13 protein-coding genes are annotated in these 12820 nt (G+C 61.5%); 11 read left to right on the forward strand and 2 right to left on the reverse strand.

Annotated elements, in window-relative coordinates:
- Positions 1-43: 43 nt before the first annotated feature.
- Together ytvI and thrS are read right to left on the reverse strand one after the other, a co-directional pair.
- Positions 44-1204, reverse strand: a complete 1161-nt coding sequence (gene ytvI / locus ACSAMP_RS06420; protein ID WP_457799866.1) for a sporulation integral membrane protein YtvI — start codon at positions 1202-1204, stop codon at positions 44-46.
- A 223-nt stretch (positions 1205-1427) separates the two neighbouring features.
- Positions 1428-3209, reverse strand: coding sequence for a threonine--tRNA ligase (gene thrS, locus ACSAMP_RS06425; protein WP_457799867.1), 1782 nt, complete (start codon positions 3207-3209; stop codon positions 1428-1430).
- A gap of 943 nt (positions 3210-4152) precedes the next feature.
- Between thrS and ACSAMP_RS06430 the strand changes: the two genes are divergently transcribed.
- From ACSAMP_RS06430 to rplT, 11 genes are all read left to right on the forward strand, one after another.
- Positions 4153-4605: a DUF2798 domain-containing protein gene (locus ACSAMP_RS06430; protein WP_441796362.1), complete on the forward strand. Its 453-nt coding sequence runs from the start codon at positions 4153-4155 to the stop codon at positions 4603-4605.
- Positions 4606-4846: 241 nt separating this feature from the next.
- Complete coding sequence (locus tag ACSAMP_RS06435; protein ID WP_457799868.1) at positions 4847-5710, forward strand: F0F1 ATP synthase subunit A; 864 nt, start codon at positions 4847-4849, stop codon at positions 5708-5710.
- 54 nt (positions 5711-5764) lie between these two features.
- On the forward strand, positions 5765-6139 hold the full coding sequence (gene atpE, locus ACSAMP_RS06440) for an ATP synthase F0 subunit C (protein WP_227148053.1): 375 nt from the start codon (positions 5765-5767) through the stop codon (positions 6137-6139).
- 15 nt (positions 6140-6154) lie between these two features.
- Positions 6155-6658, forward strand: a complete 504-nt coding sequence (locus ACSAMP_RS06445) for a F0F1 ATP synthase subunit B (protein WP_457799869.1) — start codon at positions 6155-6157, stop codon at positions 6656-6658.
- Positions 6639-8405: a F0F1 ATP synthase subunit alpha gene (gene atpA, locus ACSAMP_RS06450; protein WP_457799870.1), complete on the forward strand. Its 1767-nt coding sequence runs from the start codon at positions 6639-6641 to the stop codon at positions 8403-8405. Before ACSAMP_RS06445 ends, atpA begins: the two co-directional genes overlap by 20 nt.
- A 1-nt stretch (position 8406) precedes the next feature.
- On the forward strand, positions 8407-9315 hold the full coding sequence (atpG, locus tag ACSAMP_RS06455) for an ATP synthase F1 subunit gamma (protein ID WP_457800064.1): 909 nt from the start codon (positions 8407-8409) through the stop codon (positions 9313-9315).
- Entirely contained in the window at positions 9312-10715 is a 1404-nt protein-coding gene (gene atpD, locus ACSAMP_RS06460) for a F0F1 ATP synthase subunit beta (protein WP_457799871.1), read from the forward strand. Before atpG ends, atpD begins: the two co-directional genes overlap by 4 nt.
- Positions 10716-11132 carry an ATP synthase F1 subunit epsilon gene (atpC, locus tag ACSAMP_RS06465; protein WP_457799872.1) on the forward strand — a complete coding sequence of 139 codons (417 nt, stop codon included), beginning with the start codon at positions 10716-10718 and terminating at the stop codon, positions 11130-11132.
- Positions 11133-11617: 485 nt separating this feature from the next.
- Entirely contained in the window at positions 11618-12148 is a 531-nt protein-coding gene (gene infC / locus ACSAMP_RS06470) for a translation initiation factor IF-3 (RefSeq protein ID WP_441796408.1), read from the forward strand.
- An 18-nt stretch (positions 12149-12166) separates the two neighbouring features.
- Entirely contained in the window at positions 12167-12376 is a 210-nt protein-coding gene (rpmI, locus tag ACSAMP_RS06475) for a 50S ribosomal protein L35 (protein ID WP_008981480.1), read from the forward strand.
- 20 nt (positions 12377-12396) lie between these two features.
- Positions 12397-12753 (forward strand): 50S ribosomal protein L20, encoded by a 357-nt coding sequence (gene rplT / locus ACSAMP_RS06480; protein ID WP_441796354.1) that lies wholly within the window; start codon positions 12397-12399, stop codon positions 12751-12753.
- Positions 12754-12820: the final 67 nt, after the last annotated feature.

Below are 12820 nucleotides of genomic sequence, written 5' to 3' on the forward strand. Positions count from 1 at the left end.
TTTTAAACATTCCCAAAATGAGATGTGAATTTCTCGGCTTCTGTCAGGCGTCCTCCGGCCTGTGGGACAGGATGGCGGCCACATCCCAGGCCGCGGCGGTCAGATCCAGCCGCAGCCCCCGGAACAGGCCCATGCCCGCCAGATTCAGCAGGACCAGGGTGAGCACCGGGCCAAGGATCATGCCCAGCACGCCCCCCAGCTTCATGCCCACATACACGCTGAGCAGAGAGAGCACCGGGGACAGGCCCGTCTGGTCCCCCACGAATTTCGGTTCCATGGCCCGGCGGAACAGGGCGATGACGCCCCAGATGACCATGAGAGAGATGGCGCTGGGGAAATTTCGGGTGACCAGCTCCACCACCGCCCAGGGGACCATCACCGTCCCCGCCCCCACGATGGGGATAAAGTCCAGCACCGCCAGGCCTAATGCCAGAAGCAGGCCGTAGGGCTGCCGGGTGAGGACAAAGCCGCCCAGCAGGATGAAGAACACCCCCACGGACAGCAGCAGCTCCGCCTTTAAATAGCCGCCGAAGGCCCCCAGGGCCACGGTTTTCACCTCGCCAAGAAAGGCCAGCAGCCCCTGGTCCATACCCCGGGCGGCCCTGGCCCGGAGATAGGGATAGTCCGCCGTGAGGAAATAGGCGGCCATCACATATACCACCAGGGCCACGCAGAAGGAGGGTACCCCCATGGCCTTGTTCGTGGTATAGTCGGCCAGCCGCTGGACCAGGGCGGGGGTGGTCTGGTTCAGCCAGTTCAGCAGACCGGTCATGGCCTCCTGCATCGGGTCGCTGAGCTGTTCGGGCACCAGGGCCCACAGCCGGTCAGACAGGGACTGGAGCTGGTCCATCATGCGCTGCAGACTCTCCAGCAGACCGTCCCGGTTCTGGGCCAGGGCCACAATCTCCTGCCCGGCGATATAGCCCAAAAAGCCCAGCCCCGCCCCCAGCAGACCGAACAGCACCACCAGCAGCACCATGGTCAGCGCCCGCCGGGACCAGCACAGCCGCCGCTGCAAGCGGCGCACGATCGGATTTAAAATGGCCGCCGTGATCAGCGCCGCCACAAAGGGGGCCAGCAGGGACAGCATAGGCCTCCCCACCCAGATCACCAGTCCCGCAGCCAGCAGGGCCAGCAATAGCCGCACCATCAGCCGCAGCCACAGCCATCCCCGCTGCCGCCAGGTCAATAATTTCCCGTTCAAAGCACTCGCCGCCTTTTCTGCTCCCACACCTGATGTCCCGCCCCGCCACCGGCGGGGGCGGGAACACAGGAGCTGGGGGAGCTTCTTTTGTGATATTCCCTATATCATAGGCCAGCATACCACAAAATGCGTAAATAAAATGTTAAACTTCGCGGGAAAATGGACAGCGGCGCGCAAAAAAGGGCCGCCCAGCCGGGCGGCCCTTTTGTCTGTGAAGCAGGATTTACTTGTCGGACTTGTTGTCCACGATGTCGCGGAGCTTGGCGGCGAAGTCCTCCAGGCTCATGGCGCCCAGGTCCTCGCCGGCGCGGGTGCGGACGGAGACGGTCTTGTTCTCCATGTCCCGGTCACCCACCACCAGCATGAAGGGCACCTTCTCTAGGGTGGTCTCGCGGATCTTCTTGCCGATCTTCTCGTTGCGCTCGTCCACTTCCACCCGGAAGCCGTGGTCGTCCAGGTAGCTGCGGATCTCCTGGGCGTAGTCGGCGGCCCGGTCGGTGACGGGCAGGACCTTCACCTGGACGGGAGCCAGCCAGCAGGGGAAGGCGCCCATGGTCTCCTCGATGAGGTAGGCCATGAAGCGGTCCAGGGAGCCCAGAATGGCCCGGTGTAGCACCACGGGGGTCTGCTCCTCGCCGTTGGAGTCGGCATACTGCAGGTGGAACTTGGCGGGCAGGCAGAAGTCCAACTGGCAGGTGGACAGGGTATACTCCGCGCCCACGGCGGGCTTTACGTTCACGTCCAGCTTGGGGCCATAGAAGGCGGCCTCGCCGATCTCCTCGGTGAAGTGGATGCCCAGCTCGGTGAGCACCTCACGCAGGGCGTTCTCGGCCTTGTTCCACATCTCGTCGTCGTCGTGATACTTCTTCTTGTCGGCGGGGTCCCGCAGGGACAGGACGCAGCGATAGTCGGTGATGTTGAAGTCCTTATACACGTCGAAGATCAGATCGCACACCGCGGCCACCTCGTCCTTGATCTGGTCGGGGGTGACGAACAGGTGGGCATCGTTCTGGCAGAAGTGACGGGCGCGCTCGATGCCCTTCAGGGTGCCGCTGGCCTCGAACCGGAAGTCGTGGGCCACCTCGCCGATGCGCACGGGCAGCTGGCGATAGGAGTGGGGCCGGTTGGCGTAGATCATCATGTGGTGGGGGCAGTTCATGGGGCGCAGGACAAAGCTCTCGTCCTCCACCTCCATGGCGGGGAACATGTTCTCCTTATAGTGGTCCCAGTGGCCGGAGGTGCGGTACAGGTCCACGGTGCCCACGCAGGGGGTCATCACGTGCTGATAGCCCAGCTTGCGCTCCTTCTCCTTGATATAGTTCTCCAGGATCTGCCACACGGTATAGCCCTTGGGCAGGAACATGGGCATGCCCTTGCCGACGAGGTCGCTGGTCATGAACAGGCCCAGCTCACGGCCCAGCTTGCGGTGGTCCCGGCGCTTGGCCTCCTCCAGCCGCTCCAGATAGGCGTCCAGCTCGTCCTTCTTGGGGAAGGCGATGCCATAGATGCGCTGCAGGGTCTCACGGTTGGAGTCGCCCCGCCAATAGGCGGCGTTGCAGGTGAGCAGCTTGATGGCGTTGCCCTTCACCCGGCCGGTGGAGTCCAGGTGGGGACCGGCGCACAGGTCGGTGAACTCGCCCTGCTTATAGAAGGAGATGTGGGCGTCGCCGGGCAGGTCCTGGATCAGCTCCACCTTATAAGGCTCGTTCTTCTCCTCCATGAACTTGATGGCCTCTTCCCGGGGCAGCTCGAACCGCTCCAGCTTCAGCTTCTCCTTGCAGATCTTCTTCATCTCGGTCTCGATCTGGGCCATGTGATCGGGGGTGAAGGCGAAGGGGGCGTCCATGTCATAGTACCAGCCCTCCTTAATAGAGGGGCCGATGGCCAGCTTCACCTCGGGCCACAGGCGCTTGACGGCCTGGGCCATGATGTGGGAGCAGGTGTGCCAATAGGTCTGGCGGTACTGCTCATTCTCAAAGGTAAACTCCTTGTTCTCTTCTGCCATGTGAAATTCTCCTTTCCCGGCGGCTCTGCCGCCCCTGGGGCAAAGCAAAAAGCGCCTCACCCCTGTTGTTGTCCAGGGGTGAGGCGCAATAAACGCTCCACGGTTCCACCCTGCTTGCGGTTTTTAAAACCGCCGCTTTCTCAGTGACCGCTGTAACGGGCGGGCCCGTCCCGGTTAGATCAAATTCCCGGGCAGCTCGGGAGTGGTACGTCCGCCTTATAAGCGCAGGACAATTCCAGCAAACATGTCCCTCTCTGTGCGCCTCCAGCGGATGCTTCTCCGTCTCAGCCATATTAACAGGGGTACTATATCACTGGAAAATGGGATTGTCAAGCAGACAAATTTTCACTGTTCAAACTTGTATCCGCAATGTGGGCAGTCTGACAGAGTGAAAAAGCGGTCCCACCGCAGAAACCCTCCGCATTCCGGGCAGCGCCAATATTTCAGGGTCCCAAAGATGACCGAACCGAAGCCAGCGATCAGAAGAAAAAATGCTATGATCTTTGTCCCCGGGATATCGATAGCTGCTATGACCCTCGGCACAAAAAGAGAGCCGATCCACAGCAGCACAGCCCATATTCTCCAGCGGTATGGCGTCATTTTGACACACCCTCTACTATATTTTTGTGCCTGTGTTTATCGCATTGCACGGTTCAAATGCAGAATGCCAGCGATCTGCACTCTGTTACACTGTAAGTATAACAGAGGACCCGTCAAAATCAAATGCGAATTGCTGCTTTTTTAGAGATGTTTTCGCAGAAAGCGATGAAAAAAACACGCGAAAATCATGTAAAATCGCCATGACATCCCGGCGGAGAATTTGCTAGAATATAGATACAATTTCATCAGGAACCAAAGACAATAAATGTTGTTTGCCCAATGTCAGACGGGCAGACGGCATTTATTTTTTTGTTTTCTGCAAGAGAAAAGGAGAAATGTACTTATGCCGCACAACAAGAAACAGGGGCTTTGCCTCAGCTTTATTATGAGTTTTATTATGATCTATGTCATGGCCGCGCTGAATATCGACGTGCGCCAGGGCTATTGCTCTGCCCAGGCGTGGCTCATCGCCCTCCAGCGGCTGCCGCTGGGCTTTGTGGTGGGCATCCTGTGCGACCTGCTGGTGTGTACGCCCCTGTCCCGGCGGGTGGTGGCCCTGATGACCGGGCCGGAGGACACGGAGCTGGTGAAGGTGTTCGTCCTGCGCTTTTCCATGGTGGTGCTGATGACGGCGGCCATGACGGTGTTCTCCGTGGTGGTGTCCGGCCAGCGGGGCATGGCCGGGATCGTAGATTTCTTCACCTATCTGCCCTATAACTTTACCATTGCCCTGCCCATCCAGATGCTGGTGGTGGCTCCGCTGTCCCTGCGCCTGGCCCGGCTGGCGGGGGAATAAACTGACGGAAAAGCGACGGCGCGGCTGTATCCTGGGGGGAGGATGGGGCCGCGCTGTATTTATCTGTATACAGGGTGTAGACAATGTTTAGATTGCGTAAAGATATCAGTAAATGAATAAAAAATCACTTCAGAGCTCTTGCATTCAAAAAGGCGGAGAGTATAATACAGGTGGATTGAAGGGTTACCTATTATCAGAGTAGGGAATCTGGAAAGTGCAACGTGAAAACGAGGCGATGAACATGAAAGAACGGAAAAAAGTGCTGCTGTGGCTGTTGATCGTGGCGGTGCTGCTGGCGGCCTCCATCCTCACCGGGAACCATGCCGGTCAGTCAGAGACCATTCAGCAGACCATGCGGGACGCGGTGCTCCACAATGAGAACCGGATCAATTTGCTGGGCTGGAAGGCGGTGAACCCGGGGCTCATTTCGGGCTTTGTGGTCACGGCGATCTTGCTGATCGCGGCGGCGGTGCTGCGGATATTCTGGATACCAAGATTCAAATATGTACCGGGCCGATGCCAGCTGGTGCTGGAGGAGGTGGTGGGCCTGTTTGACCGCATGGCCAAGACGTCCTCCCCCCGGATGAACCGGTTTTTGGGGGCGTACATCTTCGGCGCGGGCGTCTATATCTTTGTGGGCACCCTGTTCGAACTGTTCGGCTTTCAGGCCATCACCACCGCTGGACGGGCCATCACCCTGCCCGCCCCCCTGTCCGACGTGAACGGAGCCATCGCTCTGGGCTGTCTGTCCTATGTGGTCATCCTGTCCGGCGGCATCGCGGGCAACGGCATCAAGGGCGTGAAGGCCACGCTGAAGGAGTTCTCCCTGCCCATCTCCATGAGCTTCCGTCTCTTCGGCGCACTGCTCAGCGGCCTGCTGGTGACGGAGCTTGTGTACTATTACATCAACCTGAGCTATATCCTCCCCGTGGTGGTGGGTGTGCTGTTCACCCTGCTCCACGCGGTGATCCAAAGCTATGTGCTGACCATGCTCACCGCCATGTTCTACGGCGAGGTGTCCCAGCACGAGCCCGAGCCGGAGAAGGAGCCCAAGCCTGTCCGGGCGCAGCACCACAGCCGGAAAGACACGCCCCAGGTGGCGTGAGGTTGAATCTGTTCCGAAGCGAATGCTTTCTTGTTAGAAATGGAGGAGTTTATCATGCACAAAATGAAGAAGATCGTTGCGGCCCTGTTCGTTATCGCGGCCCTGTTGGCCATGGCCATCCCCGCCTTCGCCGCTGGGAATGGTGCCGCCCCTGCCCCGGATGCCGCCCAGACCCAGCAGAGCGAGTCTGCTCAGACGGATAGCAGCCTTGGCCTGAAGGCCGTGGCCACCGGCATCGCCATCGGCCTGGCCGCCGCCGGCGGCGCCGTGGGCATGGGCATCGCCGCAGGTAAGTCGGTGGAGGGCATTGCCCGCCAGCCCGAGGCGGAGAGCAAGATCCGCACCACCCTGATGCTGGGCCTGGTATTTATCGAAACGGCCATTATTTACGCCCTGTTGGTGGTTATCCTGATCATCTTTGTCCTGTAAGGTAGGTGAAGCGCCGTGAATATCCCACTGAATATTGACTGGCAGCAGATCATCCTTCACCTGCTGAACTTCGCCATTTTGGCGGGGGGCCTGTATTTCCTGCTGTACCACCCGGTGCGCAAGTTTATGGACCAGCGGGAGGAGCACTACCGCCAGATGGAGAACGAGGCCCAGCAGCGGCTGGACCAGGCCAAGGCCACCGAGGAGGAATATCGCCAGCAGCTGAAGCAGGCCGGTGACGAGATCCGCCAGGAGAAGGCCCAGGCCCAGCAGACCATGAAGCGGGCCGCCCAGCAGCGCATGGACGAGGCCGACAAGCAGGCCCAGGCCATTCTGGCCACGGCCCGCCAGGCCGCCGAGCGCTATCACGACAAGGCGGTGCAGGACACTCAGAAGGAGCTTCAGGAGCTGGCGGTGACGGCGGCGGAGAAGCTGGTGCTCCAGTCTGACGGCGACGCCCTGGACCAGTTCCTGAACGCGGCGGAGAGGGGGAGCGGCCATGAGCACACAGAGCAGTGACGAGAAGCTGATCGCCGTTCTGCAAAGCGCCAAGGCCCCCACGGACAAGCAGCGCAGCCGTCTGCTGGCCTTTTTAAAGCGGACCTATGGCCAGGAGCCGGAGCTGACCTGGCAGCAGGACGACAGCCTGGAGAAGGGCTTTCGCCTGAAAGCCGGTTCTGACGTATACGACTGGAGCCTGGAGGGCCGGATGCGCCAGTTCCAGGAGCGAATGCAGCAGCTGGAGCCGGGCCAGGAGAACATCGTCCCCCTGATGCGCCAGGCCATTGAGAACTGGACCCCTGCCGCCCAGGCGGAGGAGGTGGGCCAGGTGCTCACCGTGGGCGACGAGATCGCCACCGTCTCCGGCCTGGAGCGGGCGGAGTATGGCGAGATCCTGGTCTTCTCCAACGGCGTGAAGGGCATGGTGCAGGACCTGCGCCGGGACTGCGTGGGCTGCATCCTGTTCGGCGGCAGCGAGGACATCGCCCAGGGCAGCATCGTCCGCCGCACCGGCAAGACCGCCGGTATGCCGGTGGCCGATGACTATCTGGGCCGTGTAGTGGATGCCCTGGGCGTCCCCGAGGACGGCAAGGGGGACATCACCCCCGACCAGTATCGCCCCATCGAGGCGGCGGCCCCGGGCATCCTGGACCGCCAGCCGGTGAACACCCCCATGGAGACCGGCCTGCTGGCCATCGACGCCATGTTCCCCATCGGCCGGGGCCAGCGCGAGCTGATCATCGGTGACCGGCAGACGGGCAAGACGGCCATCGCTCTGGACACCATCCTGAACCAGAAGGGCAAGAACGTGGTGTGCATCTATGTGGCCATCGGCCAGAAGGACAGCTCCGTGGCCCAGCTGGTGCAGAACCTGACCCGCCGGGGGGCCATGGACTATACCGTGGTGGTGAATGCCCCCGCCAGCGCCCCCGCCTCTCTGCAATACATCGCCCCCTACGCCGGGTGCGCCCTGGGCGAGTATTTCATGTATCAGGGCCGGGACGTGCTCATCGTCTATGACGACCTGTCCAAGCACGCCATCGCCTATCGTGCCCTGAGCCTGCTGCTGGAGCGCTCCCCGGGCCGTGAGGCCTATCCCGGCGACGTGTTCTATCTCCACTCCCGTCTGCTGGAGCGTTCGGCCCACCTGTCTGACGAGCTGGGGGGCGGCAGCATGACCGCCCTGCCCATCGTGGAGACCCAGGCCGGCGATGTGTCCGCCTATATCCCCACCAACATCATCTCCATCACCGACGGCCAGCTGTTTCTGGAGAGCAACCTGTTCTTCTCCGGCCAGCGCCCCGCCGTGAACGTGGGCCTGTCCGTGTCCCGTGTGGGCGGCGACGCCCAGACCAAGGCCATGAAGTCCGCCGCCGGAGCCATCCGCCTGGACCTGGCCCAATACCGGGAGATGGAGGTGTTCACCCAGTTCTCCAGCGACCTGGACGAGGTGACCAAGCGCCAGCTGGTCTATGGCCAGGGCCTGATGCGTCTGCTGCGCCAGCGGCAGTATCACCCCCTGAACCAGCACCAGCAGGTCGTCACCCTGGTGGCCGCCCTGGGCCACCTGTTCCAGGACGTGCCCATCGACCAGATCGACCAGGCCCAGCAGGACCTGATCGAGGAGTTGGAGGGCCAGGCCCCCGACCTGTGCCAGCGCATCGATCAGACGGGTAAGCTGCCCGATGAGGACCGGCAGGAGATCGTCAGGCTGGCCAAGGCATTTTTGACCAGGCGAAATTCGCCGGAACAGTGTGGTGAGTGACATGGCCGGCATCAAGGAGATCAAACAGCGCATCGAAAGCGTGCAGCAGACCCGAAAGATCACCAACGCCATGTATCTCATCGCCTCCACCAAGCTGCGCCGGGCCAAGGACGACCTGAGCAAGACCCGCCCCTATTTCCAGGCCCTGCGGGTGGAGATCAAGCGCATCTTTCGCACGGCCAACGGGGTGGAGAGCCGTTATTTCTATCCCCCCGACGTGACGAAGCCCCGGGAAGGCACCTATGGCTGCCTGGTCATCACGGCGGACAAGGGCCTGGCGGGGGCCTATAACCAAAATGTCATCAAAGAGGCCCAGCGCCTGCTGGACCAGCACCCGGACACCAAGCTGTTCGTGGTGGGGGAGTATGGCCGCCACTTTTTCAAGCAGCACAAGATCCCCGTGGCCAAGAGCTTTCTTTACACGGCACAAAACCCCACCATGGACCGGGCCCGTGAGATCTGCGCCCTGCTGCTGGACGAATATGACCGGGGGGAGCTGCAGGAGATCTTTGTGGTGTACACGGATATGGAGAACAGCCTGACCTCTCAGGCCTTGTCCACCCGTCTGCTGCCCTTCCACCGGACCTACTTTGCCCCGCCCACCAAGGAAAAGGCGGTCAGCGACCCCTTTGAGTTTGTGCCGTCGGTGAACGCGGTGCTGGACGGCATGATCCACAGCTATGTGGCCGGGTTTATTTACAGCGCCCTGATCGACAGCTTTTGCAGCGAGCAAAACGCCCGGATGACGGCCATGGACGCCGCCAACCGGAACGCGGAGAAGCTGCTGGGCGAGCTGTCATTACAGTATAACCGGGTCCGCCAGGCGGCCATCACCCAGGAGATCACCGAGGTGTCCGCCGGGGCCAAGGCCCAGCGCCGCAAGCACAGGAAGGAAGGCGGAACAGCGTGAAGATCGGAACCATTGTACAGATATCAGGTCCCGTGGTGGACGTGGAGTTTCAGGCGGGGCATCTGCCCCGCATCCGTGAGGCCCTTACCGTGAAGAAGGACGGGACCGCCCGGGTCATGGAGGTGGCCCAGCACGTGGGGGACAACACCGTCCGCTGCGTGATGCTGGCCGGGAGTGAGGGCCTGGCCCGGGGCATGAAGGTAGAGGCCCCCGGCCACCCCATCCAGGTCCCCGTGGGCGCGGCCACCCTGGGCCGCATGTTCAACGTGCTGGGCCAGCCCATCGACGGCGGCCCCGCCGTGGCCGACGACGTGCCCCGCAGCAGCATCTATCGCCCCGCCCCCTCCTTTGAGGAGCAGAGCCCCGCGGTGGAAATCCTGGAGACGGGCATCAAGGTCATCGACCTGCTGGAGCCCTATCCCAAGGGCGGCAAGATCGGCCTGTTCGGCGGCGCCGGCGTGGGCAAGACCGTGCTGATCCAGGAGCTCATTCACAACGTGGCCATGCAGCACGGCGGCTACTCCGTCTTTACCGGCGTGGGCGAGCGCAGCCGCGAGGGCAACGACCTGTGGCACGAGATGCGCCAGAGCGGCGTGTCTGACAAGACGGCCCTGGTGTTCGGCCAGATGAACGAGTCCCCCGGCGTGCGTATGCGGGTGGCCCTGTCCGGCCTGACCATGGCGGAATACTTCCGGGACCAGGAGCACAAGGACGTGCTGCTGTTCATCGACAACATCTTCCGTTTCGTCCAGGCGGGCAGCGAGGTGTCTACCCTGCTTGGCAGAATGCCCTCCGCCGTGGGCTATCAGCCCACCCTGGCCAACGAGATGGGCCAGCTGCAGGAGCGCATCACCTCCACCAAGGACGGCTCCGTCACCTCCGTCCAGGCCGTCTATGTCCCCGCCGACGACCTGACCGACCCGGCCACCGCCACCACCTTCGCCCACCTGGACGCCACCACCGTCCTGAGCCGTAAGATCGCCGAGCAGGGCATCTATCCGGCGGTGGACCCCCTGGAGTCCTCCTCCCGCATTCTGGAGGCGGACATCGTGGGGCAGGAGCACTACCGGGTGGCCCGCCAGGTGCAGGAGACCCTTCAGAAATACAGCGAATTGCAGGACATCATCGCCATCCTGGGCATGGACGAGCTGAGCGACGAGGACCGGACCACCGTCACCCGGGCCCGGAAGATCCAGCGTTTCCTGGCCCAGCCCACCCACGTGGCAGAGAAGTTCACCGGTATCCCCGGCGTATATGTCCCCCTGAAGGACACCCTGGAGGGCTTCCGGGCCATTGTAGACGGCGAGGCCGACCAGTATCCCGAGGCCGCCTTCTATAACGTGGGCACCCTGGAGGATGTGGCCGCCAAGGCCAAGCAGCTGGAAGCGGAGGGAGCGTAAATGGCCAAGGAGTTCCATCTGCGGGTGCTGGCCGCAGACCGGCCCTTTTACGAGGGGCCGTGCGTCAGCCTGACCGTCCCGGCGGTGGACGGCTCCATGGGCATCCTGGCCGGCCACAGCAACACCATCGCCGCCCTGATTCCCGGGGCCATGAGCGTCACCCTGCCCAGCGGGGAGCGGCGCACCGCCGCCGTGTCCGGGGGCCTCATCAAGGTGGAGAACAATGAGGTGCTGGTGCTGGCCGACTCCGCCGAGCGCCCCGACGAGATCGACGCCAACCGGGCCAAGCGGGCGGAGGCCCGGGCCCGGGAGGCCATCTTGCAGAAGCAGACCATTCAGGAGTATAAGTTCGCCCAGGCCACCCTGGCCCGGGCCATCAACCGCCTGAAGGTCAGCCAGATCCACGACACAAAATAATTTGGGATTCCCGGTCCGTTCGAGACCTGTCATTGCGAGGAGGGGCGCAGCCCCGACGTGGCAATCCGTAACTTTCGTCCAGCAGCCTCCCTTGTTAAAGGGAGGTGGCACGGGCGCAGCCCGTGACGGAAGGATTCCGACACCGGAAAGCTGTCTTGGAAACGGAATCCCTCAGTCATCGCCTGCGGCGATGCCAGCCCCCTTTCACAAGGGGGCCAAGGGACGGGGGACGCGGATTCCCACGTCGCTGCGCTCCTCGGAATGACAAGGTTTTGGGCCGGGAATTTTAAAATTATGCTTGACAAGTGCCGCACGCAGTGGTAAACTATCCGGGTACAAGAAAGTAGGTACGGTTCCTCGTCCTCACCCCAGGCCAGAGCCAACGGGTCAACATGAAAATTCCGCCGGGATTCCGGCGTTGTTTTGTTGTGATACGGGGGCCTTACCGGCAGCCGTATTTTTATTTTGTCTGGAGGTGCTTTCCCATCGCTAACACAGGTCATCAAACCAATGAAGAAATCCGGGATAAGGAGGTCCGCCTGATCTCTGACACCGGAGAACAGCTGGGCATCGTGTCCTCGCAGGAGGCTCTGCGCATGGCAGAGGAGCAGGGACTGGATCTGGTGAAGATCTCTCCCAACGCCGTCCCCCCCGTGTGTAAGCTCATGGACTACGGAAAATATCGGTTCGAGCAGACCAAGCGCGAGAAGGAAGCCCGCAAGAATCAGCGCGTGGTGGAGATCAAAGAGGTTCGGATGTCCCCCAGCATTGACGTGAACGACTTCAATGTGAAGCTGAGAAACGCCCAGAAGTTTTTGTCCGAGGGCAACCGCTGCAAGGTGACGGTCCGCTTCCGCGGCCGCGAGATGGCGCACACCAACATCGGCCAGGATCTGCTGATGAAGTTTGCTGAGGATTGCGGCGAGATCGCTGTCGTGGACAAGAGCCCCAAGCTGGAGGGACGGCACATGTCCATTTTCCTGTCCCCCAAGCCTGCCAAAGATACGAAAAAGTAAGTAAAGGAGTTCTCTGTTATGCCGAAGATCAAGATCAAAACTCACAGCGGCGCCAAGAAGCGTTTTTCCCTCACCAAGAGCGGCAAGGTCAAGCGCGCCATGACCAAGAAGCGTCACCTGCTGAATGGCCACGGCAAGACCACCAAGCTGAAGCGGGCTCTGCGCGGCACCACCTATGCCGACAAGACCAACGAGGCCGCCATCAAGCGCATGATCCTGTATAAGTAAGAAGAGGGAGGGAACGAACAATGGCAAGAGTTAAGGGCGCGATGATGACGCGCAAGAGAAGAAACAAGATCCTGAAGCTGGCCAAGGGCTACTGGGGTGCCAAGTCCAAGCACTATAAGATGGCCAACCAGGCCGTGATGAAGTCCGGCGTTTACGCCTACACCGGCCGCAAGCTGAAGAAGCGCGACTTCCGTCAGCTGTGGATCACCCGTATCAATGCCGCCTGCAAGCTGAACGGCATGAACTATTCCACCTTCATGAACGGCCTGAAGAAGTCCGGCATCGTCATCAACCGCAAGATGCTGGCCGAGCTGGCTGTGAACGACAAGGCCGCTTTCGTCCAGCTGACCGAGACCGCCAAGAAGGCCCTGGCCTGATTTTTGGCGCATTCTCCATATGTCTTTAAGCAGAGCTCTGCCCCCTGGGCGGGGCTCTGTTTTTACG

It is taken from the genome of Flintibacter sp. SJQ-8, assembly GCF_054108085.1.